Annotated in this window: 21 protein-coding genes; 12 read left to right on the forward strand and 9 right to left on the reverse strand. The window is 71.3% G+C overall.

Going from position 1 to position 24575, the window contains the following annotated elements:
* Positions 1-29 precede the first annotated feature (29 nt).
* The 4 genes from atzF to ACIRVK_RS08320 are packed head-to-tail and all read right to left on the reverse strand — an operon-like array spanning position 30 to position 6629.
* A complete protein-coding gene (gene atzF, locus ACIRVK_RS08305) occupies positions 30-1679 on the reverse strand; it encodes an allophanate hydrolase (RefSeq protein WP_404244641.1) in 1650 nt (549 codons plus the stop codon).
* A gap of 14 nt (positions 1680-1693) precedes the next feature.
* Positions 1694-5200, reverse strand: coding sequence for a 5-oxoprolinase/urea amidolyase family protein (locus ACIRVK_RS08310; RefSeq protein WP_404244642.1), 3507 nt, complete (start codon positions 5198-5200; stop codon positions 1694-1696).
* Positions 5197-5808, reverse strand: coding sequence for an urea amidolyase associated protein UAAP2 (locus ACIRVK_RS08315; RefSeq protein WP_404244643.1), 612 nt, complete (start codon positions 5806-5808; stop codon positions 5197-5199). The genes ACIRVK_RS08310 and ACIRVK_RS08315 overlap by 4 nt, the downstream gene beginning before the upstream one ends.
* Positions 5805-6629, reverse strand: coding sequence for an urea amidolyase associated protein UAAP1 (locus ACIRVK_RS08320; protein WP_404244644.1), 825 nt, complete (start codon positions 6627-6629; stop codon positions 5805-5807). The genes ACIRVK_RS08315 and ACIRVK_RS08320 overlap by 4 nt, the downstream gene beginning before the upstream one ends.
* Before the next feature lie 173 nt (positions 6630-6802).
* Here ACIRVK_RS08320 and ACIRVK_RS08325 point away from each other — a divergent pair, with 173 nt between their 5' ends.
* The 6 genes from ACIRVK_RS08325 (at position 6803) to ACIRVK_RS08350 (ending at position 12192) form a co-directional block, all read left to right on the forward strand.
* A complete protein-coding gene (locus ACIRVK_RS08325; RefSeq protein WP_404244646.1) occupies positions 6803-7429 on the forward strand; it encodes a TetR/AcrR family transcriptional regulator in 627 nt (208 codons plus the stop codon).
* A 270-nt stretch (positions 7430-7699) separates the two neighbouring features.
* Positions 7700-9292: a sensor histidine kinase gene (locus ACIRVK_RS08330; protein ID WP_404244647.1), complete on the forward strand. Its 1593-nt coding sequence runs from the start codon at positions 7700-7702 to the stop codon at positions 9290-9292.
* Positions 9289-9696, forward strand: a complete 408-nt coding sequence (locus ACIRVK_RS08335) for a roadblock/LC7 domain-containing protein (protein ID WP_404244648.1) — start codon at positions 9289-9291, stop codon at positions 9694-9696. The genes ACIRVK_RS08330 and ACIRVK_RS08335 overlap by 4 nt, the downstream gene beginning before the upstream one ends.
* A complete protein-coding gene (locus tag ACIRVK_RS08340; protein WP_404244649.1) occupies positions 9693-10088 on the forward strand; it encodes a DUF742 domain-containing protein in 396 nt (131 codons plus the stop codon). The genes ACIRVK_RS08335 and ACIRVK_RS08340 overlap by 4 nt, the downstream gene beginning before the upstream one ends.
* The gene (locus ACIRVK_RS08345; RefSeq protein WP_404244650.1) at positions 10069-10689 is read left to right on the forward strand and encodes a GTP-binding protein; all 621 of its coding nucleotides are present in this window, start codon (positions 10069-10071) and stop codon (positions 10687-10689) included. The genes ACIRVK_RS08340 and ACIRVK_RS08345 overlap by 20 nt, the downstream gene beginning before the upstream one ends.
* Positions 10690-10716: 27 nt before the next feature.
* The gene (locus tag ACIRVK_RS08350) at positions 10717-12192 is read left to right on the forward strand and encodes a cytochrome P450 (RefSeq protein ID WP_404244651.1); all 1476 of its coding nucleotides are present in this window, start codon (positions 10717-10719) and stop codon (positions 12190-12192) included.
* On the opposite strand, the gene ACIRVK_RS08355 is transcribed toward ACIRVK_RS08350, so the two are convergent.
* Entirely contained in the window at positions 12186-13136 is a 951-nt protein-coding gene (locus tag ACIRVK_RS08355) for an RluA family pseudouridine synthase (protein WP_404244652.1), read from the reverse strand. The two genes, ACIRVK_RS08350 and ACIRVK_RS08355, sit on opposite strands and share 7 nt — an antisense overlap.
* 69 nt (positions 13137-13205) lie before the next feature.
* Between ACIRVK_RS08355 and ACIRVK_RS08360 the strand changes: the two genes are divergently transcribed.
* Positions 13206-13787 carry a GNAT family N-acetyltransferase gene (locus ACIRVK_RS08360; protein ID WP_404244653.1) on the forward strand — a complete coding sequence of 194 codons (582 nt, stop codon included), beginning with the start codon at positions 13206-13208 and terminating at the stop codon, positions 13785-13787.
* A gap of 5 nt (positions 13788-13792) precedes the next feature.
* On the opposite strand, the gene ACIRVK_RS08365 is transcribed toward ACIRVK_RS08360, so the two are convergent.
* On the reverse strand, positions 13793-15310 hold the full coding sequence (locus ACIRVK_RS08365) for an amino acid permease (RefSeq protein WP_404244654.1): 1518 nt from the start codon (positions 15308-15310) through the stop codon (positions 13793-13795).
* Between the two features lie 220 nt (positions 15311-15530).
* On the opposite strand from ACIRVK_RS08365, the gene ACIRVK_RS08370 reads away from it, so the two are divergent.
* From ACIRVK_RS08370 to ACIRVK_RS08380, 3 genes are all read left to right on the forward strand, one after another.
* Complete coding sequence (locus tag ACIRVK_RS08370) at positions 15531-16151, forward strand: helix-turn-helix transcriptional regulator (RefSeq protein ID WP_404244655.1); 621 nt, start codon at positions 15531-15533, stop codon at positions 16149-16151.
* A gap of 185 nt (positions 16152-16336) precedes the next feature.
* The gene (locus ACIRVK_RS08375; protein WP_404244656.1) at positions 16337-17377 is read left to right on the forward strand and encodes an ATP-binding cassette domain-containing protein; all 1041 of its coding nucleotides are present in this window, start codon (positions 16337-16339) and stop codon (positions 17375-17377) included.
* Positions 17374-18150 (forward strand): ABC transporter permease, encoded by a 777-nt coding sequence (locus ACIRVK_RS08380; RefSeq protein ID WP_404244657.1) that lies wholly within the window; start codon positions 17374-17376, stop codon positions 18148-18150. Before ACIRVK_RS08375 ends, ACIRVK_RS08380 begins: the two co-directional genes overlap by 4 nt.
* Before the next feature lie 45 nt (positions 18151-18195).
* Here ACIRVK_RS08380 and ACIRVK_RS08385 read toward each other — a convergent pair whose 3' ends face one another.
* The 3 genes from ACIRVK_RS08385 to ACIRVK_RS08395 all read right to left on the reverse strand — a co-directional run bounded on the left by ACIRVK_RS08385 (position 18196) and on the right by ACIRVK_RS08395 (position 20449).
* Positions 18196-19044 carry a siderophore-interacting protein gene (locus ACIRVK_RS08385; RefSeq protein ID WP_404244658.1) on the reverse strand — a complete coding sequence of 283 codons (849 nt, stop codon included), beginning with the start codon at positions 19042-19044 and terminating at the stop codon, positions 18196-18198.
* Positions 19045-19145: 101 nt separating this feature from the next.
* Positions 19146-20051 (reverse strand): 5'-3' exonuclease H3TH domain-containing protein, encoded by a 906-nt coding sequence (locus ACIRVK_RS08390; RefSeq protein WP_404244931.1) that lies wholly within the window; start codon positions 20049-20051, stop codon positions 19146-19148.
* A gap of 44 nt (positions 20052-20095) precedes the next feature.
* The gene (locus ACIRVK_RS08395) at positions 20096-20449 is read right to left on the reverse strand and encodes a hypothetical protein (protein WP_404244659.1); all 354 of its coding nucleotides are present in this window, start codon (positions 20447-20449) and stop codon (positions 20096-20098) included.
* A gap of 136 nt (positions 20450-20585) precedes the next feature.
* On the opposite strand from ACIRVK_RS08395, the gene ACIRVK_RS08400 reads away from it, so the two are divergent.
* Positions 20586-21653, forward strand: coding sequence for a glycine betaine/L-proline ABC transporter ATP-binding protein (locus ACIRVK_RS08400; protein ID WP_404244660.1), 1068 nt, complete (start codon positions 20586-20588; stop codon positions 21651-21653).
* Positions 21646-24258, forward strand: a complete 2613-nt coding sequence (locus ACIRVK_RS08405) for an ABC transporter permease/substrate binding protein (protein WP_404244661.1) — start codon at positions 21646-21648, stop codon at positions 24256-24258. The genes ACIRVK_RS08400 and ACIRVK_RS08405 overlap by 8 nt, the downstream gene beginning before the upstream one ends.
* The last annotated feature ends 317 nt before the right edge of the window (positions 24259-24575 follow it).

Below are 24575 nucleotides of genomic sequence, written 5' to 3' on the forward strand. Positions count from 1 at the left end.
TGTGGCTGGTCGCGCAGTTCCCCGCGCCCTCAAAAGCCTTGATACGAGCGCCAGCTTCCATAACGCGTGATGTCCTCGGCGTTCGTCAGGGCGCTTGGTTCGCAGAGGAAGCCGGGGACCTCACTGCCGTCCGCAAGCGTCACCTTGCCCAGGGTCATGGGGCGGGGGAGTGATGTGAGCAGGCGGCCCAAGCCCTCTGCCGACAGGCGCCATACCTCCGTCTCGATCTCGGCTCCGCCCTCGCCCACGTGCACGAGACCCGGCTTCGGGGGCTGCGTCGCGAGGGCGTGCAGACGGTAGACCGGTGCCGTGGTTGTCGTGCGGTCCAAGCGGGCCCCCAGGGCCAGGAGTTGGGGGTTGAGGGGCTGGCCCGTCAGGTGGGCGCCCACCACCGCCACCCGGGTTTCCGGCTGAAGGAGGGCCGCGATCCTGGCCAGGCGTTCGTCTGTGAAGGCCGGGCCGATCAGCATCGCGCCGAAGGGGAGGCCGTTCACCTCGCCGGCGGGGACGGCCACCGCCGCCAGGTCGAAGAGGTTCGTCGAGTTGGTGAAGCGGCCCAGGCGGGCGTTGGCGCCCAGGGGGTCGGCGGCGACCTCGGCGAGGGTCGGGTGGCCCGGGGTGGTGGGCAGGAGCAGGGCGTCCGCGTCGGAGAGTTCGGTCAGGGCGCGGGTGCGGAGGGTGGCCAGGCGGTCCAGGTCGGCGTAGAGCCGGTGGGCCGGGATGTCTCGGGCGGCGGTGACGATGGCGGTGACCGTGGGGTCCAGGCCGTCGACACCGTCGGACATCGCCTTGTCGACAAAGCTGCCTACGGCCGTATAGCGCTCGGCCACGAAGGCGCCCTCGTACAGCATCGCGGCGGCCTCCGTGAACGGGGTGAGGTCCAGGACGCGTACGTCGGCGCCCGCGGACCTGAGCTGTTCCACCGCCGCCTCGTAGGCCTCCGCCCAGCCCTCGTCCAGCTCGCCGAGCTGACCGGGGGTGGGGACGGCGACGCGCCACGGGCCGGGGGCGCGCTGCGGGACGGCGGGGAGGTCGCGGGCCGCGGGGGAGGCCATGAAGGACAGGGCCTGCTCGGCCTCCGGGAGGGTGCGGGCGAAGACCGTCACACAGTCGATCGAGGCGCAGGCCGGGACCACGCCCGCCGTCGGGACCAGTCCGCGGGTCGGCTTGAGGCCGACGATGCCGTTGAAGGCGGCCGGGACCCGGCCCGAGCCCGCCGTGTCCGTGCCGAGCGCCAGGTCCACGATGCCGAGGGCCACCGCGACCGCCGAGCCGGAACTGGAGCCGCCGCTGACGCGGGCGGGATCGTGGGCGTTCCGGACGGCGCCGTAGGGGGAGCGGGTGCCCACCAGGCCGGTTGCGAACTGGTCCAGGTTCGTCGTGCCCAGCACGATCGCGCCGGCCGCGCGCAGCCGTGCCACCACCGGGGCGTCGGCCTCCGGGTGGAAGGCGTACCCGGGGCAGCCGGCGGTCGTGGGCAGGCCGGCCACGTCGATGTTGCCCTTCGCGGCGAACAGGCGGCCGGCGAGGGGGAGCCGCGCGCCGGCGGCGACGCGCTCGTCGACGGCGCGGGCCTGAGTCTCGACCTCCTGCTGGTCGCGCAGGTCGATCCAGATCTCGGGGCGGTCCACGGCCTCGATGCGGGCGTAGGCGGCACGGACACGGGAGAGAGCGGACATGGCGTGTTCCTCTTTCAGTCGGTGCTCGGCGCCAGGACGGCCAGGGCCGTCCCCGCCTCCACCTGGTCGCCGGGCCTGGCCAGGATCTCCGTGACCACGCCGGTCATCGGCGCGTGCACCCTGGACTCCATCTTCATCGCCTCGAGCGCCAGCAGCGGCTGTCCGGCCGTCACCCGGTCGCCCGGCGCCACGTTCACCTGCCAGACCGACGCGGCGAACTCGGCCTCCACGAGACGCCCGCCCGCCGGGACCGTCACCTCGGCCGGGGCGGGGGCCGGTAGGGAGGCCGCCTCGGCGCGCGTGAACTCGCCGGCCGCCTCCCACGCGTCCCGTTCCGCGGCGAAGGCGCTGTGCTGGCGGGCCCTGAACTCCCGTATGGAGTCGGCGTTCTCGTCGAGGAAGGCCTGGTACGCGGCGAGGGAGAAGGTGCCCTCCTCGATGCGCGGCACGAAGCGGCCGGACGTGATGTCGGCCCGCAGGTCGAGGAGTTCGTCGGCGTCCACCGGATACCACTTGACGCGGTCGAAGAAGCGCAGCAGCCAGGGCGAGCCCGGCTCGAAGGCGCCGCGCTGCTGCCATCCCGACCACACCTGGGTCGTACGGCCCACGAACTGGTAGCCGCCGGGGCCCTCCATGCCGTAGACGCACAGGTAGGCGCCGCCGATGCCGACGGAGTTCTCGGCGGTCCAGGTACGGGCGGGGTTGTACTTGGTGGTGACCAGGCGGTGGCGGGGGTCGAGCGGGGTGGCCACGGGGGCGCCCAGGTACACGTCTCCGAGGCCGAGGACGAGGTATTCGGCGTCGAAGACGGTGTCGTACACGTCGTTCACCGATTCCAGGCCGTTGACCCGGCGGATGAACTCGATGTTCCAGGGGCACCACGGGGCGTCGTCGCGGACGCCCGCCATGTAGCGGGCGATCGCCTCGCGGGTCGCCGGGTCGTCCCAGGACAGAGGGAGGTGGACCGTGCGGGAGGGCACGACCAGTTCGTCCGTGGGCGGGAGCGTGGCGGTGATCTCCCGTACGGTGGTGAGGAGTTCGTGCTGGGGCAGGCGGGCCGGGTCCGTCTGGATCTGGAGGGAGCGGATGCCGGGGGTGAGGTCCGTGATGCCCTCGGGGCCGTCCGCGGCCACCGCCTCCATCAGGGCGTGCACCCGCATGCGCAGGGCGAGGTCCAGGTGCATGGGGCCGAACTCGACGAGCAGGTTGTCGTCGCCGCTGCGGCGGTAGGTCACGTCGCCGTCGCGGGCGAGGACGCCGCCGTCGACGATCTCGGGGCGGGCCGAGCCGTCCACGGTCACCGGCACGAAGCGTACGGTGTCGCCGGGCCGCAACTGGCCCAGTTTCCAGCGCTCGGCGCTCAGCACCGTCGCCGGGCACACGAACCCGCCGAGCGACGGGCCGTCCGGGCCGAGCAGCACGGGCATGTCGCCGGTGTAGTCGACGGCGCCGACCGAGTAGGGGGTGTCGTGGATGTTGGAGGGGTGCAGGCCGGCCTCGCCGCCGTCGGTGCGGGCCCAGCGGGGTTTCGGGCCGACCAGGCGGACGCCGGTGCGGGCCGAGTTGAAGTGGACCTTCCAGTCGGCGGCGTAGAACTCGCGGATGTCGTCCTCGGTGAAGAACTCCGGTGCCGCGTGCGGGCCTTCGACCGCGCCGATGTGCCAGACGGCCGTGAAGTCGGGGCGTTCGGTGACCGGGGTGCCCGCCGTGACGGTGCCGCCGTGCAGGACGTCGCCGGTGCGCAGCGCCCGTCCGCCGTGTCCGCCGAAGCGGCCCAGCGTGAAGGTGCTCGCGCTGCCCAGGAAGGCCGGGACGTCGAGCCCGCCGGCGAACAGCACGTAGGTGCGCAGGCCGTGTTGTTCCGGTGCGCCGACCTCCAGCACGGCGCCCGCGGGTACCGTCAGCGGTTCCCACTGCTCGACGGGCGTGCCGTCGACGGTCACGGGTGCGGGGGCGCCCGTGACGCACACGGTGGCGGGGTGCGTGAACCTCAACGACGGGCCCTGCAGGGTGCATTCGAGGCCGGGGGCGCCCTCGTCGTTGCCGAGCGCCCGGTTGCCGAGCCGGAAGGACAGGTCGTCCATCGGGCCGCAGGGGGGTACGCCGACCTGCCAGTAGCCGGTGCGGCCCGGCCAGTCCTGGACGGTGGTGAGGGTGCCGGCGGCGACGACCTCGATGCGCGGGGTCGGGTCGTGGACCCCGGCGAGGGTGGCCGTGGAATGGGCCGCCCGGGCGAAGTCCGGGTTCTCCAGCGCGGCCCGGACCAGCCCCAGGTTGGTCTCGATGCCGTCGATGCGGGTGCGGGCCAGCGCCTCGTCCAGCCGGCGCAGGGCGTGGTCGCGGTCGGGGCCGTAGGCGACGACCTTGGCGAGCATCGGGTCGTACGACGTCGTCACCTCGGTGCCGGTCTCCACCCAGCCGTCGACGCGCACCCCGGGCGGAAACTCCACCCGCGTCAACAGGCCGGCGCTGGGCCGGTGTTCGCGGGCGGGGTCCTCGGCGTACAGGCGGGCCTCGACGGCGTGGCCGCGCGGTGGGCCGGGCTCGCGCACCACGTCGGTCTCGCCGCGGGCCAGGCGCAGCATCCAGGCGACCAGGTCGACGCCGTAGATCTCCTCGGTGACCGGATGCTCCACCTGGAGGCGGGTGTTGACCTCCAGGAAGTAGGCCTCCTCGCGGGCGGCGTCGTAGACGAACTCGACGGTTCCGGCGGAGCGGTAGGCGACCGAGGCGCACAGGTCGCGGGCCGAGGCGGCGAGCCGGTCGCGGACGTGGGCCGGCAGGCCGGGTGCGGGCGCCTCCTCGACGACCTTCTGGTTGCGGCGCTGGAGGGAGCAGTCGCGGTCGCCGAAGGTGACGACCCGGCCGGCGCCGTCGCCGAACACCTGCACCTCGACATGGCGGGCGTGTTCCACCAGGCGCTCCAGGAAGACGCCCGCCGAGGAGAAGGAGGCGGCGGCCACGCGCTGTACGCGATCCCAGGCGTCCGCCAGTTCACCGGCCGACCGGCATGCCGACATACCGATACCGCCGCCGCCGCCGGTCGCCTTGAGCATGACCGGGTAGCCGATCGCGGCCGCCTGGGCCAGGGCCTCCTCCAGCGATCCGAGCAGGCCCGTCCCCGGTGCCAGCGGCACGCCCGCCGCCTCGGCCGCCGCCCGCGCGGTGTGCTTGGCGCCGAACAGCTCCAGCTGCTCCGGCGCCGGGCCGACGAACACGATGCCGGCCTCCTCGCACCGCCGCGCGAACAGGGCGTCCTCGGACAGGAAGCCGTAGCCGGGGTGGATGGCCCCGGCGCCCGTGTCCTTGGCCGCCCTCAGCACCAGGTCGGCGTCGAGGTAGGACTCCTTCGCCGGCGCCGGCCCGAGCCGTACCGCCTCGTCCGCGAGGCGTACGTGGGGTGCGGAGCGGTCGGCGTCGGAGTACACGGCGATGGTGCGCAGGCCCAGTTCGCGGGCGGTGCGGATGATCCGTACCGCGATCTCGCCGCGGTTGGCGACCAGCAGCGTGTCGAAGCTCATGCCTCGTCCTCCGCGGCCGCGGTGCCGATCGTCATCTCCACGGCCGTCGGCTCGAAGCCGTTGCAGGGGTTGTTGATCTGGGGGCAGTTGGAGACCAGCACCAGCACGTCCCGCTCGGCGCGCAGGGTCAGCTTCAGGCCGGGCGCCGAGATGCCGTCGACGATGCCGAGGGTGCCGTCCTTCTCGACGGGGACGTTCATGTACCAGTTGATGTTGGACACCAGGTCGCGCTTGCCCAGGCCGTGCTTCGCGCCCTCGGCGAGGAAGTTGTCGACGCACGCGTGCTGCGACCAGGTGTGGTGGCCGTAGCGCAGGGTGTTGGACTCCTTGGAGCAGGCGCCGCCGACGGTGTCGTGTCGGCCCACCTCGTCGTCGACGACGGTCATCAGCGGGGTGTGCTCGTTGGACATCAGCACACTGCCGGTGGTCAGGAAGATGCCGCCCTGCGCGTGGATGGTGTCCGGGGCGCTGTAGCGGACGGCGGTGTCGTGGGCGTCGTACACGAGGAAGTCGACGGCCTGGTTGCCGTGCAGGTCGGTGATGGTGAGGGTCTGGCCGGTGCGGACGACGGACGACCAGGCCGCCCGGGCCGGGACGACGGTCTTCATGCGAGCCCCCTGGCGGCGAGGAATTCGGCGGTGTTGAGGAAGGCGCGGCGGCCTTCCGGCGTGGCCTCCCACAGCGGGTCGCCCGGCGCGGTCGGTGCGGCCCGCCAGGCGAGGACCTCCAGGGGCGTGCTGACGTACTCGGCGCGGGGATCGGCCGGATGGGGCACGTTGGCGATCAGCACGGTGAGGTCCTGCTCCGCGCGCAGGGTGACGCTGGTGCCGGGGCCGGCCGAACCGGTGAAGTCGAGGGAGCCGTCCTCGCGGACCTGGACGCCCTGGAAGAAGGAGAGCGACGGGGGCAGGTCGCGCGGTTCGAGGCCGTTCTTCGCGGCCGCCAGCTTGAACAGCTCACGGCCGGCCGGGGAGGCGGACTGCGGGGTGCCGTCGCCGTAGCGTGCGGTGTTGCGGGCGAGGGTGGAGGTGCCGCACAGGGCGTCGTGCCGGCCGGAGGTGTCGGCGAGGACCGAGGCGAGGACGCGGCCCTGGTCGGAGAGCAGCAGCTGCCCCTCGCCGAGGTAGGCGTTCCACTGCACCTTGACCGTGTCGGCCACGTTCAGCCGCTCCCAGGGCCGGTCGGCCACGTACAGCAGGAGATGGGCGCAGGCGTCGCCGTGCGGGTCGGTCAGGCGCAGCTCGGTGCCGCGGGCCAGGACCCGGTGGGTGTAGTTGCCGCCCGCCACCGTCTCGGCCCACACCAGGTGGCCGGCCTCGCAGGGCGGGTCGGGCCAGTCGGCGGCCGGGACGACGGGCATCGCCTCGGCACGGGTGCCCTCCTGGGCGCGCGCGTGGTCGCGGGCTCCGTATGTGGTCGCTGTCGCCATCGCGGGACCTCCGGCTCCGGGATCGTCTCTTCCAGGGTTATTTCTGTCGCTCGACAGAAATTAGGAGAGGGTCGGGTCGGCGGGATTGCCCGCGCGTTGCCGGTCGGTTACCGAGCCCTCACCAAGATCGCCCGGAGCGTCGTCACGGCAGGCGGTGTGCGAGGATCGAACCCATGGGATCGACGGGTGGGCGCCGGGTCGGCCGGCCGCGGGCCGCGCAGCGGCCGGACAGTGGGCTCTCGCCGCGCGACGAACTCCTCGCGGCCGCCGCGGAGTTGTTCACCACCCAGGGCTACGCGGCCACCACCACCCGGGCGGTCGCCGAGCGGGCCGGCATGCGGCAGGCCTCGATGTACCACTACGTCTCCGGCAAGGAGGAACTCCTCGCCGATCTCCTGGAGTCCACGGTCACCCCGTCGCTGCTGTACGCCCGGCGCCTGCTCGCCGAGGACACGCGGCCGGCCGGCGAGCGGCTGTGGGAGCTGTGCCGGACCGACGTGGAGCTGCTGTGCGGCGGGCCGCACAATCTCGGCGGGCTCTATCTGCTGCCCGAGGTGCGCGCCGAGCGGTTCGCCGGCTTCCATGCCGTGCGCGCCGAACTCAAGGACGCCTACCGACAGTTGCTCGCCGCGACCAGTGCCGGCGGCGCCCTGGCCAAGAGTGAGCTGGACCTGCGGACGGACCTGCTGTTCGGGCTGATCGAGGGTGTGATCCTCGTGCACCGCTCAGACCCCGAGCGCCCGGTCTCGGTGTTCGCCGAGGCCACGGCCGACGCGGCGCTGCGCATCGCCGGCATCTGAACCACCGCCCCGGAAGGGGATCTTCACTCGTCGCGGTGAGTGAGTCTCGTACGCCCGTGCGTCGTGACGCAGTGTGTTCGAACGAGGGCGCAGCGTGTAAATGTGGACGAGAGTACTCCTCGGCCGCGCCCGGTTTCAGGTGCTTGCTGAATATGACACGGCGATGATCCGGTCGGACTAAGCTCGCCCGCAGCGCACCGAGTTGAGATGTATTCGGGCGCTTGTTCCCCATATGTGCGACTCCCAGTCGATTCGTTTCAGAGGGCCTACATGGTGAGTGTTCAGTCCCCTCCCGGGCGCCGAGAACTTCCTTACGCGCGCGTGTTGTTGCTGCCCGCGATAGTGATGGCCGCGGCGACCGGCGCCGCCGTCGCCGCGGTGACCGTTCCCGCCCGGGCCGCCGTCGGCTGGTGCGGAGCCCTCGCCACGCTCCTGGTGATCGCGACGGCGGCGGAGGCGGTACGCCGCGGGCGGGCGCTGCGGACCCTGAGGGAACAGAGCGCTCGTCACACCGCGTATCTGGAAGGGCGTATCGCCGGACACGAGCAGGAGATGCTGCGCTTCGCGCACGAGATCGCACCCACCGCGATCTACTGGCTGCGCAAGGGAAATTCCCCCCATGAGGTGATTCGCCAACTCCCCAACCTCGATGCGGCCTACGGCGAACTCCCCGAGTCGCAATTGCGACTGCTCAAGACGCTGCTCGACATTATCGACACCGAGGAAGCCCTGCGGGACTCCTCGCAGCGCTCCTTCGTCAGCATCGCCCGCCGCGTCCAGGCGATCGTGCACCAGCAGGCCAATGAACTCCGGGAGATGGAGGAGGACCACGGCCGCAACCCCGAGGTCTTCGACGACCTGCTGCGCATCGACCACGGCACCGCGCTGATCGGCCGCCTCGCCGACTCCATCTCGGTGCTCGGCGGCGGCCGCCCCGGCCGTCAGTGGCCCCAGCCCGTCCCGCTGTACAGCGTGCTGCGCGGTGCCATGTCCCGCATCCTGGAGTACCGGCGCATCTCGCTGGAGTCCATCGCCAAGGTCAACATCCGCGGCATCTCCGTCGAACCGGTCATCCACGCCTGCGCCGAACTCCTCGACAACGCCACGCGCTACTCGCCCCCGCAGACCAAGGTGCACGTCACCGCGACCGAGGTGCAGACCGGCATCGCCATCGAGATCGAGGACGCCGGCGTCAGCCTCAGCGAGGAGGCCCGCGCCAAGATCGAGACCATGCTGGAGCGCGCCAAGGCCGGCGTCGACCTCCAGGACCTCGGTGAGTCCCCGCGCCTCGGTCTCGCCGTCGTGGGCCGCCTGTGCACCGCCTTCGACATGCAGATCTCGCTGCGCTCCTCGGCGTACGGCGGTGTCCGTGCCGTGCTCGTCATCCCGCGCGTGATGGTGACCAGCGACCCGGCACCCGGCCTCGCCCACGGCGTCGGCGCCACCTCCGCCCCCAAGCTCGACATCGGGATCGAGGGTCCCAACCGTCCCCCGAAGCGTCGACGTCCCACCAGTCCCCGTATCCCGGCCGGCGTGTCCATGGAGGACGAGGTCCCCGAGGTCACCGAATGGACCGCCACCGGGCTTCCGCAGCGGCGCAGCCGGGTCAAGACCCCGCTGAGCGTGCGGCTCGCCGAACAGGCCGCCGCCGAACGCGCCGAGCGCGAGGCCCAGGCCTCCCGGCCCACCTGGGCCACGCCCGAACCCGAGCCCGAGCCGGAGCAGAAGGACGAGCCCGAACCGGGGCTGTGGGTGGAGGCGTTCTGGAACGGACTCAAGGGCACACCCGATCCGTTCGACATCCCCCAGCCGACCAACGAGCCGGCCCGCGTTGAGGCCGACGACGAGAGGGACCCCAAGTGATCCAGCAGCGAGCCAACTTCGACTGGATGCTCAAGGACCTCGCCGACGGAGTACCGGGCATCGAGATGATCGTGGTGCTCTCCGCCGACGGCCTGCGCATCGCTCGCTACGGAGGCGACCCGGACGCGGCCGACCGCGTCGCCGCGGCCTGCGCGGGCCTGCAGAGCCTCGCCTCCGCCGTGGCCCACGAGATTCCGGACAGCGACGGCCGGATGAAGATGGTCCTCATCGAGATCAACGGCGGCTACTTCTACCTGATGGCCGCGGGCGCCAACGCCTACCTCGCGGTGCTGTCCGACGTGGTCGCGGAACCCGGTCTGATGAGCAACCGCATGCGCGACCTCGTCGTCCGCATCGGTGCCCACCTGACCAGCCCACCCCGCCGCAACGGGCAGACCGTATGACTCCTCCGCAACGCCGACGGCGACAACCCAGGCAGGAACCGCCCCCGCCCCCTGCCAAAGAGGGCGTCGCGAAGGCCCCGGAACGGCTGTACGTCGTCGCCGGACCGGACGGCGAGCGCGCCGACCTCGACCTCGTCACGTTAATCGTGGCGCGCGCCGACCCGCCCCCCTCGGCCACGCCGGAGCAGTCGGCGACGCTCCGGCTGTGCGCGGCGCCCCTCTCGGTGGCCGAGCTGTCGGCCTATCTGAACCTGCCGTTCAGCGTGGTGACCGTGCTGCTCACCGAGATGCTGACGGCCGAGCTTGTGCAGGCGCGCGCCCCCATCGTGCGGCAGGCGCTCCCCGACCGTTCCATCCTCGAAGCGGTGATGCATGGACTTCAAAGGCTCTGACACCATCCCCGGCCCACGGACCGAGGATCATCTGCCGCACACGGCGCAGGCCGCGGTGAAGATCGTGATCGTGGGCGGCTTCGGAGTCGGCAAGACGACCATGGTCGGCTCGGTCAGCGAGATCAGGCCGCTGACCACCGAGGAGACCATGACGGAGGCCGGCGTCGGGGTCGACGACAACTTCGGCTCCCCGACCAAGACGGCCACCACCGTGGCCATGGACTTCGGCCGCATCAGCATCACCGACCAACTGGTGCTCTACCTCTTCGGCACGCCCGGCCAGGAACGCTTCTGGTTCCTGTGGAACGGCCTGTTCGAGGGCGCGCTCGGCGCGGTCGTGCTGATCGACACCCGCCGCCTCGAGGTCAGCTTCGACGTCATAGGGCGGCTCGAGGAACGCGGCGTGCCCTTCGTGGTCGCCGTCAACTCCTTCCCGGACGCGCCCCGTTACCCCGTCGCGGACCTGCGCACCGCGCTCGACCTGCCCGAGGAGATCCCGATCATCGAGTGCGACGCGCGCCGCCGGGCCTCCAGCAAGGACGTCCTGATGACCCTGATGCGCTTCCTGCACTCGCTCGCCATGACCGGCGCCCTCACCTGACCACCGATCCCCTTCGGAGCGACCACCGTGACGCCTGAATCCCACTCCCTGACCGGTACCGACCCCTCGCTCGGCCCGCCGCCCGGCTGCCCCGCCCACGGCAAGGGCCCCGGGGGCCTGCACCGGCTCTACGGCCCCGAGGCCGAGGACCTCGCCTCCCTGTACGAGCAACTCCGCGAAGAGCACGGCCCGGTGGCGCCCGCGCTGATCCACGACGACGTGCCGGTGTGGGTGGTGCTCGGCCACACCGAGAACCTGCACATGGTGCGCTCGCCCTCGCAGTTCTGCCGGGACAGTCGCATCTGGAACCCGCTGAACGAGGGCATGGTCAAGCCCGACCACCCGCTGATGCCGCACATCGCCTGGCAGCCGATCTGCGCCCACGCCGAGGGCGACGAACACCTGCGGCTGCGCGCGGCCGTCACCGGCGCCATGTCGACCATCGACCACCGGGGCCTGCGCCGCCACATCAAGCGGCACACCCAGCGCCTGGTCAACCGGTTCTGCGAGGAGGGCTACGCCGACCTGGTCGGGCAGTTCAACGAGCACCTGCCGATGGGCGTGCTGTGCGAGATCCTCGGCATGCCGGAGGAGTACAACGACCGGCTGGTGGCGGCGGCGCGCGACGCGCTCAAGGGCAGCGAGACCGCCATCGCCAGCCACACGTACATCATGGAGGCGCTGACCCGGCTCACCGCCAACCGCCGGGCCCGGCCCGAGGACGACTTCACCAGCCACCTCGTCACCCACCCGGCGGGCCTGACCGACGACGAGGTCCGCGAGCACCTGCGCCTCGTCCTGTTCGCCGCCTACGAGTCCACCGTCAACCTGCTGTCCAACGTGCTGCGCATGATCCTCACCGACCCGCGCTTCCGCGCCCAGCTCAACGGCGGCCAGATGACCGTGCCCGAGGCGGTCGAGCAGTCCCTGTGGGACGAACCGCCGTTCAGCACGATCTTCGGCTACTTCGCCAAGCAGGACACGGAGTTGGGCGGCCAGTACATCCGCAGGGGCGACGGACTGCTGCTCGGCATCGCGCCCGGCAACGTCGACCCGCGGGTGCGTCCCGACCTCGCCGCGAACATGCAGGGCAACCGGTCCCACCTCTCCTTCAGCGGCGGCCCGCACGAGTGCCCCGGTCAGGACATCGGCCGTGCCATCGCCGACACCGGCGTCGACGCGCTGCTCATGCGCCTGCCCGACGTCCAACTGGACTGCGACGAGGACGAGCTGGAGTGGCGGCAGTCGATCTCCAACCGACACCTGGTGCAACTGCCGGTCACCTTCGAACCGAAGCCGCCGCAGGAGGTCATGTCCGCGCCCGACCGGATCCCCACACCACCACGCCGCACCGACTGGCAGATCGGCACCACCCGCCCCGCCCCGACCCCAGCGACCGCCCAGCCCGTCGCGCCCCCTGCACCCGACCTCCTGGCCGCCGGGGAACCTCCCCGCCCGACGGGCGCCTGGCACCGCTTCCTGCGCTGGTGGCGGGGCTACTGAGCGGCCCAGTCGCCGGGTGCCGACCAGGCCTGCAGTAGCCGCGTGCTGTGGAAGCGGTGTTCCGTCCCCGTGATCGGGTCGGTGAACTCCAGGATGCGCGCCAGCAGTTGGAGGGGGCGTCGGAAGGCGCCGGTCGGTTCGGGGGCGGTGACGACGGGGTACAGCGGGTCGCCGAGGATGGGTATGCCCAGCGCGTTCATGTGCACGCGGAGCTGGTGGGTCTGCCCGGTGCTCGGCAGCAGGCGGTAGCGTGCCAGGCCGTCGGCACGGTGTTCGAGGAGTTCCACACGGCTCACCGCGTTCGGCTCGCCCGCCACCTCGTAGGCGGCCAGCACCCCGCGCTCCTTCACGATCCGGCTGCGCACGGTCCGCGGCAGGGCGAGCCCCGGATCGTACGGGGCCACCGCCTCGTATCCCTTGTTCACCCGCCGGTCGTGGAACAGCGACTGATAGGCGCCGCGCTCCTCGGGCCGCACCGTGAACAGCACCAGCCCTGCGGTGAGCCGGTCGAGGCGGTGCGCGGCGCCCAGCGCCGGCAGGTCCAGTTCCCGGCGCAGCCGGGCCAGCGCGGTCTCGGTGACATGGCTGCCGCGCGGTGTGGTGGCCAGGAAGTGCGGCTTGTCGACGACGACGATGTGCTCGTCCCGGTGCACGACCTCCAGCGGAAACGGCACCGGCACCTCGGCGGGCAGCTCGCGGTGGAACCACACGAACATGCCGGGCTCGTACGCAGCGTCGGCGGCGACGGCCCGCCCGTCGGCTCCCACGAACGCCCCCGCCTCGAACATCCCGTCGACGGCACCGGCCCCCGCCCCGCTGAGCCGCTCCACCAGGTGTTCCCGCACCGTGGCCCACGGCCCCTCGAGGGGCAGCCGTACCCGCACCGGATCGATCCCGTGCCGCTGCGGCAGGGGAGAGGGTGGAGTGCGGGGCCTGCGTCTCATCACGATGAAGGGTACGGCGCCCGGAAAACCGTTGGGGCGAACCGTGGGGCGCTTGGCAGGATGCCGGGCATGCCCTTCACAGCCGACGTCGTCCTGTCCCCGGGGGCCCTCTCGCGCGCCCCGCAGCCCCTCCTTCCCACCGGCGACGGACTGGTCCTGCGCCCCTGGCATGCCGAGGACGCGCCCGCCGTCCACCAGGCGTTCCAGGACCCCCTGATGCACCAGTGGCACATACGGGCCAGCGATTCCGAGGAGGAGGCGGCGGGCTGGGTGGCGGAGTGGGTCAAGGAGTGGAAGGGCGAGCGGACCGCCCAGTGGGCCGTCGCCGACGCGGAGACGGACCGGCTGCTGGGGCGGGTGGCCCTGCTCGACATGAGTCTCGCCGGGGGCGTGGCCAAGGTCGCGTACTGGACCACGGCGCCGGCCCGCGGCCAGGGCGTCGCCGCCCGCGCGACGACCACCCTGACCCGCTGGGCCTTCGACGAGATCGGCTTCCACCGCCTCGAACTCCTGCACGCCACCGCCAACCACGCGTCCTGCCGCGTCGCCACCAAGACCGGCTTCGCTCTGGAGGGCACCAAGCGCAGCGCGGCCCTGCACCAGGACGGCTGGCACGACATGCACCTGCACGCCCGCGTCTGCGACGACTGACGGCCCTAGACCGCCGCTTCCTGAACCGCCGCCTCCGGTACCGGGACCCGGGTCAGCGCCTGCTTGCGGTAGGCCCGGTAGGCGGCGCCGGCCAGCACGGTGGCGGCGAGGAAGAGCACCGTGAACCACTGGAAGTACCAGTGCCCGCCCGCCGGGTCGTACACCGCGGCCCGCGGCCAGGCGAGGTTGACGGTCATCAGGAGGCCGTAGAGCAGGGCGAGAGCGTTGACCGGGATGCCCCAGCGGCCGAGGGAGAAGAGCTTCCCGCCCGCCTCGTCGGTGCCGTGCGAGCTGAACTCGCCGCGAATGCGGCGCACCAGCAGCGGGCCGGTGACCATCGCGTACGCCAGGTACAGCATCACGATGCAGGTGGTGCCGATGGCGAGGAAGGCGTCCGGGGAGACGAAGTTCAGCAGGAGCAGAGCCGCCGCCAGCACACCGACGACCACGGCCGGGGCACTCGGCATGCCCGTGCGCGGGTTGACGTGTGCGAGGCGCCGGGAGAACGGGAGCTGGCCGTCGCGGGCCATGGAGAACAGCATCCGGCAGGCCGCCGTCTGGATCGCCAGGGTCGCCACCGCGATGGCCACCACCACGTCGGCCAGCAGCACCTTGCCGACCCCGTCACCGAGGCGGCTGGTCAGGACGTAGCTCAGGCCGTCGACGCCCAGGTGCCCGTCGGTCAGGCTGGGCGCGGCGAGCAGACCGCCGAGGATGACGAGGCCGCCGAGCAGCCCCGCGGCGCCGAGCGCGGTGAGGATCGTGCGGGGTGCCGTACGCCTCGGGTTGTGCGTCTCCTCGCTCATCTCGCCCGCGCTGTCGAAGCCGATCATCACGTACGCCGCGGTGAACGAGCCGATCAGCAGCGCACCCAGCAGGCCGGAGCCGGCCGCGCCCTCGGTGTGGAAGGTGATGCCCGGTGAGCGCTTGGAGTGGGTGAGCAGGAGGACGACGATCAGGATCGCGCCGATGATCTCGGCGGTCACGCCGACCCGGTTGATCACGGACATCACCCGGTTGTCCACGATGTTCACGAGCGTGGTGAGCACGAGCAGGATCACCCCGAGCACCGCCGCGTTCGCCGCGCCGTCCGTCGAGGTCACCGCCGCATCGGTGCCCACCAGTTGGAAGCCCGACCAGATCGCCGGGAGCACCATCTGCAGGGCCAGCGCCGCCGCGGCGACCACCACGATCTGCCCGATCACCATGATCCAGCCGGCGAACCAGCCGAAGGTGAGGTTCGACAGGCGCGAGGACCACTGGTAGATCGCGCCCGAGATCGGATAACGCGCCGCCAGTTCCGCGAAGCACGCGGCCACCAGCAGCTGCCCGACCAGCACCGCCGGCCAGGTCCAGAAGAAGACGGGGCCGCCGAAGGCGTACCCGAAGGCGAAGAACTGGAAGACCGTCGTCAGGACGGAGATGAAGGAGAACCCGGCCGCGAAGGAGGCGTACCGGCCCAGGCTGCGGTGCAGTTCCTGTCGGTAGCCGAACTCGGCGAGGGATTGGTCGGTTGACGGCACGGCGGCACCTGCCTTGGGCGCGGTCCTGCGAACTGATTCCTGTCAGGCGACAGAAATTAGGGACGGGCTGTTTCCGCCGCATGACGCCGTCGTGTCCAGGGCGGGCCCAAGTCCTCACGCCCTTGCTATGCACATCGATACGCGATACATCGTGTGTGTTGACGAGCGCGAAGGGTCGCGATATATTCGTGCACGGATATTCGGAGACGAGGTGATGGTCATGGCGATGAAGCGCCGCAAGCTCGGCAACCCGCTGGCGCTGGCCGTGCTGGTCACCCTCTGGCAGAAGCCGATGCACCCGTACGAGATCGCCCAGACCCTGCGCAGTCAGGGCAAGGACGCCACCACGAAGATCAAGTACGGCTCCCTCTACACGGTCGTGCAGAACCTCCAGAAGCACGGCTTCGTCGAGGTCGCCGAGGTCGAGCGGGCGGGCAACCGGCCCGAGCGCACCGTCTACGGGCTGACCGACGCGGGCCGGGAGGAGGCGGCGGACTGGCTGTCCGACCTGCTGGCCGTCCCGGTGAAGGAGTTCCCGATCTTCGAGACCGCGCTGTCCTTCCTCGCGGTGCTGCCCCCCGACGACGTGGTGCGGCTCCTCAGGGAGCGGCTGCAGAGCCTCGAGGTGGAGGTGGTGAGCGGGCGGGCGGCGCTGGAGAAGCTGTACGAGACGCTCCCGAGGCTCTTCCTCGTGGAGGCCGAGTACCAGGTGCACATGGTCGAGGCGCAGGCGGAATGGATCCGCGGTTTCCTTCAGGAGATCGAGTCGGGCTCACTGCCGGGCGTCGACGTGTGGCGCCGCTTCCACGAAACGGGGGAGCTGCCACCGGAGTTCACGTAACACCCCAGCACAGGAGAGGACCCCGGCAGCGCTGTTGCAGCAGCTCCGCCGGGGTCACGAACCCCGAACCGACTCCGCCGTGCGGCAGGCCAGGCGATCGAGGTGCGGCACACCCAGGATAGCCCGGCGCTGCTCACGCGGATCAGTTGTCATCTGTCATCCGCTCACTGAGGAGAGCAGTCGTCATGAGCAGTACCCGTAGTGGTACCCCGAGCAGTACCCGTGCGCCCGCGGTCGAGGCGCGTCAGCTGGTCAAGACCTATCCCGGCGAGGTCACCGCCCTCAGCGGCATGGACATCACCGTCGAACAGGGCACCGTCTTCGGCCTCCTCGGCCCGAACGGCGCCGGCAAGTCCACCACCGTCAAGATCCTCACCACCCTCGCCCAGCCCGACTCGGGCGCGGCGACCGTCGCCGGCCATGACGTGCTGCGCCACCCCGACCGGGTGCGCCGCGCCATCGGCGTGGTCGCGCAGGGCTCCGGCGCCGACCCGGTGGCCACCGGCCGGGAGAACCTCCAACTCCAGGGCAGGCTCTACGGGTTGCGGGGCGCCGCCCTCGACACGCGGGTGGACGAGCTGCTGGACCGCTTCAGCCTCGCCGACGCCGCGCGGCGCCCGGTCAAGGGCTACTCCGGCGGTATGCGGCGCCGCCTCGACGTCGCCCTCGGCCTGGTGCACCGGCCCGAGGTCCTCTTCCTCGACGAGCCCACCACCGGCCTCGACCCCGAGGCCCGCACCGCGATGTGGGACGAGATCGACCGGCTGGCGGGAGAGGAGGGGCTGACGATCCTGCTCACCACGCACTACCTGGACGAGGCCGACCGGCTCGCCGAGCGCGTCGCGATCGTCGACCGCGGGCGCGTCGTCGTCGAGGGCACCCCCGACTCCCTCAAGGGTGAACTGCGGGGGGACGCCGTCCACTTGCAGCTGCGCGAGGCGGTCGGGGAAGCCGGTCGCACGCTCCTCGACGGCGCCCTGCACGGGCTGCCCGGCGTGCACGAGGTCCTCGTCGAGGGCCGCCGCATCAGCGTCCGCGCCGACGACGGAGCGGCCGCCGTACCCGCGCTGCTCGCCGCGCTGGAGCGGGCCGGTGTCACCGTCGCCGCCGCCACCGTGGCCCGGCCCTCCCTCGACGACGTGTACCTCCGTTACGCCGGCCGCCGTTTCTCCGAGGCCGGCGCCGAAGCCACCGACAACCTCGTCCTCACCGGAGGTGCGCGATGAGCACGGCCGTCTCCCAGACCTGGTACATGACGCAGCGCCAGCTCATGGTGTTCACCCGGCAGCCCGCCTACGCGATCATCACGCTGATCCAGCCGGTGATCTGGCTGTTCCTCTTCGGCGGCCTCTTCAAGAAGGTCGTCGAGCTGGGCGGCTTCGGCACCACCACCTACCTCGACTACCTCGTCCCGGGCGTGGTCGTGATGAGCGCCCTCAGCTCCAACATGTGGGCCGGCATGGGCACCTTGGAGGAGATCCAGCGCGGCACCCTCAACCGCTTCCTGACCACACCGGTCAGCCGGGCCGCGCTGATGAACGGCAACGTCGTCAACAACGGGCTGGTCACCGCGTTCCAGTCGGTCGTCATCGTGCTGCTCGCGCTGGCCGGCGGCGCCGACTACCCGGGCGGGGTGGGCGGCGTGGCGGTTCTGGTCCTCGCCTCCGTGCTGCTCGGCACCGTCTTCGGGGCGCTGTCCAACGCGCTCGGCATGCTGGTGCGGGAGCGGGAATCGATCATCGGCATCAACACCTTCCTGCTGCTGCCGCTGACGTTCCTGTCGAGCGCCTTCATGGCGCCCTCCCAGATGCCCGCCTGGATGCGGTACGTCGCCGACTTCAACCCGCTCAACTGGGCGATGGTGGCAGGCCGTTCCGCCCTCTCGGCGCAGCCCGACTGGGGTGCGGTGCTCAGCCGCGGCGGGGGACTGCTGGCGCTGGCGGTGGTGGCCGTGTGGCTGTCGATCCGGACGTTCCGGTCGTACCAGCGCTCGGTGTGACCCGAAGGGGCGGCACGCGGCACAGGTGCCGCCCCCCAAGACGTTTCACGCGGCCGGCGCCGCGCCCTCCTGCTCCGCCTCGATGCGGGCGTTCCACTCGCGCTTGGAGGCCTGCCAGCCGTCCTCGTTGTGACCCAGGCGCCAGTAACCGGAGATCGACAGGTCCTCGCGCGGGATCTGCAGTTCGACCCGCAGCAACTGCCGCAGCTCCTTCACGAAGTGCGCCTCGCCGTGCACGAACGCGTGCGGCCGGCCCGCCGGGAACTCCAGCGCGCTCACGGCCTCACAGAGCAGCTCGCCGACCGGCCGGTCGCCGCGGTGCAGCCAGACCACCTCCACGTCGGAGTCGATCTTCTGCTCCTCCTCGGGGCCGGCGACCTCCACGAAGGCATGGGCGGTGACGCCGTCCGGCAGCGACTCCAGGGCACGGGCGATCGCCGGCAGCGCGCTCTCGTCGCCGACGAGCAGATGCCAGTCGGCGCTCACGTCCGGGGCGTACGCGCCGCCGGGGCCCATGAAGCGGACGGTCTCGCCCGGCTGGACGCGCATCGCCCAGGGACCGGCCAGGCCCTCGTCGCCGTGGATGACGAAGTCCAGCGTCAGCTCGTTGGCCTCCGGGTCGAAGGCCCGCACGGTGTACGTCCGCGTCACCGGCCACTGCTCGCGCGGCAGTTCCTCGCGCAGGCGCTCCAGGTCGAACGGCTCGGGATAGGTCACGCCCTCGGCCGGCGGGAACAGCAGCTTCACATAGTGGTCGGTGCAGGTGTCGGCTGCGAAACCGGCCAGCCCCTCGCCACCGAGGACCACGCGCTGCATGTGCGGGGTCAGCCGTTCTGTGCGGACGACCTGCGCGGTATGGGGCTTCCGCGGCCTCCGAGCCGGACGTTCTGCCATGACGGCCTCCCATGCGTATCTGCTTAGGCTTACCTAAGTTAGCACCCCTGTCCCTCGTCGCACGTTAATGAGAGTCTCAAATACCTGAGCGAGCAGCCTGTTCACGCGTCGAGAGTGGCCAGCAGGCGCCGAAGTGACCCGCCAAGCCCCCACCGCACCGCCAGTTCCTCCAGTGCCGCCGGGTCGCGCGGGGCGCGCGGCAGCGCCGTGTCGACGTCCGGCAGCGGCACGTCGTCGGCGACCTTGACGACCGTCGGGGCGACGGCGACGTACGGCCGGGCCTCATCGAGCCGCTTGCGCTGCGACGGCGTGAGCTTCGCCCTCGGGTCGTCGACCGCCGCCATGATGCCGGCCAGGTCCCCGAACTCGGCGAGCAATTTCGCGGCCGTCTTCTCACCGATGCCCGGCACGCCCGGCAGCCCGTCGCTCGGGTCGCCGCGCAGCAGCGCCAGATCCGCGTACCCCGGCCCGTCCACCCCATACTTCTCGCGCAGCCACGCCTCGTCGGTCAGCTGCAGCGTGCCCACGCCCTTGAGCGGGTACAGCACCCGCACCCCTCGCGCGTCGTCCACGAGCTGGTACAGGTCCCGGTCGCCGGTGACGATGTCGACGGGGCCCTTCGCCCGCGCCGTGAACGTGCCGATCACGTCGTCCGCCTCGTACGGCTCCACGCCCACGCGGGCGATACCGAGCGCGTCCAGGACCGCCTCGATGACCGGCACCTGCGGCGACAACGTGTCCGGCACCTCCTCCTCGTCCGGGCCCGCCGCGTGCTCCTCGGCGACGCGGTGCGCCTTGTAGGACGGGATGAGCTCGACCCGCCACGCCGGGCGCCAGTCGGCGTCCATGCAGGCCACCAGGTGGTCGGGACGGTGGTCCTTGACCAGGCGGTCGATGAACTCCAGCAGCCCGCGCACGGCGTTCACCGGCGTCCCGTCCGGGGCCTTCACGGACTCCGGGACGCCGAAGTAGGCGCGGAAGTAGAGCGAGGCGGTGTCGAGAAGCATCAGTCGTCCGGTCACGCTCGCATCATGCCGCACGGGACCGACAGTCACCCGCCGGCGAGCAGCCAACGCCAGCGAGGACGCTCGGTGACCAGCGCGGTCGCCGCCAGGAGCGTCACCGGGACGGCCGCCCACACCGGCCACAGCCACCACGCCGACGCCACGGCCGAGCCCAGCTCCAGCAGCACGAACACGATCGTCACCCAGCCGGGCACCGCCACGATCACCTTGTCCTTGTCGCCCGGCGTCGCGAAGACCGCCGGCAGGCCGATCAGCACCACCAGCGAGAGCAGCGAGAGCAGCCAGGAGTGCGACCACAGCGCCCAGGGCGTCGCGACCCAGGCCACGAGCTCCGTCGCGAAGCGCACCGCGGACGGGACGGTGTCGTCCGGTCGTTCCACAGTCGTCCCCCCAAGACCGATGTGAAGCATCGGCGGTGATCCTACGCACCCGCTGTGAACCGGGCCACCATCGCGTTTGACCTGGTCGCGCGAGGGCAGGCGCCGCCTCCCCTGCCCCGACGAGAGGTACGCGTGCGTGTCTTCCAGGCTTGAGGCCGAGCAGCTCTACAAGGTGTTCGGCAGACGACCAGACCACACGGTGGAACGGCTGCGCAAAGGCGCCGACCGCGAGGAACTCCGGGCCGAGGGCACCACCGCCGCCGTCATCGACGCCTCCTTCACCGTGGAGCCGGGCCAGATCTTCGTGGTCATGGGCCTGTCCGGCTCGGGCAAGTCCACCCTGCTGCGGATGCTCAACGGCCTGCTGGAGCCGACCGCCGGACACGTCCGCTTCGACGGGCAGGACCTGACCGCGCTCGGCGCCCGGGAACTGCGCGAGGTCCGCGCACGGAAGATCAGCATGGTCTTCCAGCACTTCGCGCTCTTCCCGCACCGCAGCGTGCTGGAGAACGCCGCCTACGGCCTGGCCGTGCAGGGCGTGCCCCGCGCCGAGCGCGAGCGGCGCGCCGGCGAGGCGCTGGCCCTGTGCGGACTGGCCGGCTGGGAGAAGTCCTGGCCGGACGAGCTCTCCGGCGGCATGCAGCAGCGCGTCGGCCTCGCCCGTGCCCTCGCGACCGACGCCGACCTGCTGCTGATGGACGAGTCCTTCAGCGCCCTCGACCCGCTGATCCGCCGGGACATGCAGGACCAACTGCTCCAGCTGCAGCACACCCTGAAGAAGACCATCGTCTTCATCACCCACGACCTCAACGAGGCGATGCGCCTCGGTGACCGCATCGCAGTGATGCGCGACGGCCGCATCGTGCAGACCGGCACCGCCGAGGACATCCTCGTCCGGCCCGCCGACGACTACGTCGCCTCCTTCACCAAGGACGTCGACCGCTCCCGCGTGCTGACCGCCTCGGCCGTCATGGACACCGACGTGCGCGGCGACGAGGCCGACTGCGGCTGCGAGAGCGGCTGCACCACCGCCAGCCCCGACACGCCGTTCACCGAACTGTGCGCGATCAGCGCCCGCTTGACGCACCCCGTCGCTGTCCTCGACGACCACCGCAAGGTCGTCGGAGTGGTCCCGCAACGGCGCCTGGTCGGCTTCCTCGGGGAGAGGGACGGTCTCGGCGACAAGGAGGTCGCCCGTGCCTAGGATCCCGCTCGGCGACTGGGTCAACTCCACGGTCGACTGGCTGCTGGGCCACGCGTCGTGGCTCTTCGACTTCCTCAAGGCCGTCTTCACGGGCACCTACGACGCCATCGACGCCGTCCTGCAGGCCCCCGAACCGCTGCTCCTCGCCGGCATCCTCGCCGTGCTCGCGTTCTGGCTGCGCGGCACGCTCGCCGGTGTCCTCACCTTCCTGGGATTCGCGTTCATCGACTCCCTGGGACTGTGGGGCGACGCGATGGTGACCCTGTCGCTGGTCCTCGTCGCCACGATCATCGCGCTGGTCGTCTCCGTGCCCGTCGGCATCTGGGCCGCCCGCTCCGACCGGGTCAGCGGCCTGGTCCGGCCGGTCCTGGACTTCATGCAGACGCTGCCCGCGATGATCTACCTCATCCCGGCGATCCTCTTCTTCGGCACCGGCGCCTCCGCCGGCATCGTCGCCACCCTGATCTTCGCGCTCGCCCCCGGCGTCCGGATGACCGAACTGGGCATCCGCCAGGTCGACAGGGAACTGGTGGAGGCGGCCGAGGCGTTCGGCACCACCCCCCGCGACACCCTGTTGCGCGTCCAGCTGCCGCTCGCGCTGCCGACCGTCATGGCCGGCGTCAACCAGGTGATCATGCTCGGCCTGTCCATGGCCGCGATCGCCGGCATGGTCGGCACCGGCGGCCTCGGCGGCGACGTCAACGAGGCCATCGGTCAGCTCGACGTCGGCCTCGGCTCGGAGGCGGGCGTCGCCATCGTCATCCTCGCGATCTACCTCGACCGCATGACCGGCGCACTGGGCACCCAGGTCTCCCCGCTCGGCCGCCGCGCCGCCGCCAAGGCCCGCGCCGCACGGGGCCCGAGGATCTGGTCGTACCGGCCCAGCCCGCAGATCGCCGTGGTCGGTGTCGTCGTCCTCGCGCTGGTCGCGGGCGGCATGGGCGTCTTCGGAGGAAACGGCGGCGGCTCCACCGCGGTCGCCGACGGCAAGGACGTCGGCCAGGGCAAGAAGATCAGCATCGGCTACATCCCGTGGGACGAGGGCGTCGCCTCCACCTACCTGTGGAAGGAGATCCTCGAGCAACGCGGCTTCCAGGTGGACGCCAAGCAGTTCGAGGCCGGCCCGCTCTACACCTCCCTGGCCGCGGGCGACGTCGACTTCCAGACCGACGCCTGGCTCCCCACCACCCACGAGCAGTACTGGAAGAAGTACGGCGGCAGCCTCGACGACCTCGGCGCCTGGTACGCACGGACCTCGCTGGAGCTGAGCGTGCCGTCGTACATGAAGGGCATCGACTCCCTCGCCGACCTCAAGGGCAGGGCGTCCACCTTCGGCGGGAGGATCACCGGCATCGAGTCCAGCGCCGGGGAGACGGCGCTGCTCAAGAACAAGGTGCTGGGGGCGTACGGCCTGGACAAGGAGTACCGCGTCGTCGACAGCTCCACGCCCGCGATGCTGGCCGAACTGAAGCGGGCGTACAGCCACAAGCAGCCGATCGTGGTCACTCTCTGGTCGCCGCACTGGGCGTACAGCGACTACCGGCTGAAGAAGCTCAAGGACCCCAAGGGCGCCTGGGGCACGGGCGACGGCGTGCACACGGTCGCCCGCAAGGGCTTCGCGGGCGACCATCCCGAGGTCGCCAAGTGGCTGAAGGACTTCCGGCTGAGCGAGCAGCAGCTCACCGGCCTCGAGGCCGAGATCAACAAGGCGGGCAAGGGCAGACAGCAGGACGCCGTGCGCGCCTGGCTGAAGCAGAACCCGGGCCTCGTCGACAAGCTGGCCCCCGTGCCGAGCACCCAGGCCGCCGCCGAGACCAAGAGGCCCGTCAACGTGGCCTGGTTCCCGTGGGACGAGGACATCGCCGTCACGTACCTGTGGAAGAACGTCCTCGAACGGCGCGGCTACCGGCTCGACCTCAAGCAGATGGACGTGGGCCCCGTCTACACCGGCCTCGCCTCCGGCGATCTCGACGTCAACTTCGACGCCTGGTTGCCGTACGCGCAGAAGAACTACTGGGACAAGAGCAAGGACAGACTCAAGGACCTCGGCACCTGGTACCGGCCGACCTCGCTGGAGGTCGCCGTGCCCTCCTACGTCAAGGGTGTCAGGTCCTACGAGGACCTGAAGGGGAAGGCGGGCACCTTCGGCGGAAAGATCATCGGGATTGAGCCGGGCACCGGCGAGATGAACCTCCTCAAGACCAAGGTGCTGCCGGGCTACGGCCTGGACAAGGAGTACCAGGTCGTCGACGGCTCCACCCCGGCCATGCTCGCCGAGCTGAAGCGGGCCTACGCGAAGAAGCAGCCGGTCGCCGTCGTCCTGTGGTCGCCGCACTGGGCCTACAGCCGGTACGACCTGACCAAGCTGAAGGACGACAAGAAGCTCTTCGGTGAGGGCAACACGATCCGGACGATCACTAACGACAGGTTCCCCGAGCGGTATCCGCAGCTCACCAGGTGGATCAAGGGGTTCCACATGAGCGAGGGCGAGCTCGGCAGCCTGGAGGCCGAGATCAACCAGTACGGCAAGGGCCACGAGGAGCAGGCGGTGGCCGCCTGGCTGAAGGCCCACCCGGACATGGTCGCCCGGATGACCCCGCAATAAAGGCCTCCGCACACGAAAAGGATCCAGCCAACCACATAGCGCTACGCCCTCACCCAAGCCCGGGCGTGGCGCGGGCTCCGAGCACCGCCGCGGTCGGGCCCCACCGCCGGGCGCCCCGGACTTCACGGGGCGCCCGGCGGCGCTGTCGAAACGGCCGCCCGCCGCCGGACCGGTCCCAACTCCGCGCCCCGACGCGGAACTTCACCCCCACCCGGACAACGCCTGATCACATGCCTGATCGCCGCCCGAAAACGTCACTGCGACCGGGAACACGGGCGGCTGCGCACGCATTGGAACGAGAGGAGGGACTCTCGTGC

Origin of the sequence: Streptomyces sp. NPDC101152 (assembly GCF_044768275.1) — a bacterium.
Lineage (GTDB): Bacteria > Actinomycetota > Actinomycetes > Streptomycetales > Streptomycetaceae > Streptomyces.

What these genes read in the sequence shown, in the direction of transcription:
- ACIRVK_RS08385 (WP_404244658.1), bottom strand. Translation starts at nt 19,044, where the DNA reads ATGGCAGAACGTCCGGCTCGGAGGCCGCGGAAGCCCCATACCGCGCAG.
- ACIRVK_RS08325 (WP_404244646.1), top strand. Translation starts at nt 6,803, where the DNA reads ATGGGATCGACGGGTGGGCGCCGGGTCGGCCGGCCGCGGGCCGCGCAG.
- ACIRVK_RS08360 (WP_404244653.1), top strand. Translation starts at nt 13,206, where the DNA reads ATGCCCTTCACAGCCGACGTCGTCCTGTCCCCGGGGGCCCTCTCGCGC.
- ACIRVK_RS08315 (WP_404244643.1), bottom strand. Translation starts at nt 5,808, where the DNA reads ATGAAGACCGTCGTCCCGGCCCGGGCGGCCTGGTCGTCCGTCGTCCGC.
- ACIRVK_RS08355 (WP_404244652.1), bottom strand. Translation starts at nt 13,136, where the DNA reads ATGAGACGCAGGCCCCGCACTCCACCCTCTCCCCTGCCGCAGCGGCAC.
- ACIRVK_RS08310 (WP_404244642.1), bottom strand. Translation starts at nt 5,200, where the DNA reads ATGAGCTTCGACACGCTGCTGGTCGCCAACCGCGGCGAGATCGCGGTA.
- ACIRVK_RS08330 (WP_404244647.1), top strand. Translation starts at nt 7,700, where the DNA reads ATGGTGAGTGTTCAGTCCCCTCCCGGGCGCCGAGAACTTCCTTACGCG.
- ACIRVK_RS08340 (WP_404244649.1), top strand. Translation starts at nt 9,693, where the DNA reads ATGACTCCTCCGCAACGCCGACGGCGACAACCCAGGCAGGAACCGCCC.
- ACIRVK_RS08345 (WP_404244650.1), top strand. Translation starts at nt 10,069, where the DNA reads ATGGACTTCAAAGGCTCTGACACCATCCCCGGCCCACGGACCGAGGAT.
- ACIRVK_RS08320 (WP_404244644.1), bottom strand. Translation starts at nt 6,629, where the DNA reads ATGGCGACAGCGACCACATACGGAGCCCGCGACCACGCGCGCGCCCAG.
- ACIRVK_RS08370 (WP_404244655.1), top strand. Translation starts at nt 15,531, where the DNA reads ATGGCGATGAAGCGCCGCAAGCTCGGCAACCCGCTGGCGCTGGCCGTG.
- atzF (WP_404244641.1), bottom strand. Translation starts at nt 1,679, where the DNA reads ATGTCCGCTCTCTCCCGTGTCCGTGCCGCCTACGCCCGCATCGAGGCC.
- ACIRVK_RS08375 (WP_404244656.1), top strand. Translation starts at nt 16,337, where the DNA reads ATGAGCAGTACCCGTAGTGGTACCCCGAGCAGTACCCGTGCGCCCGCG.
- ACIRVK_RS08390 (WP_404244931.1), bottom strand. Translation starts at nt 20,051, where the DNA reads ATGCTTCTCGACACCGCCTCGCTCTACTTCCGCGCCTACTTCGGCGTC.
- ACIRVK_RS08380 (WP_404244657.1), top strand. Translation starts at nt 17,374, where the DNA reads ATGAGCACGGCCGTCTCCCAGACCTGGTACATGACGCAGCGCCAGCTC.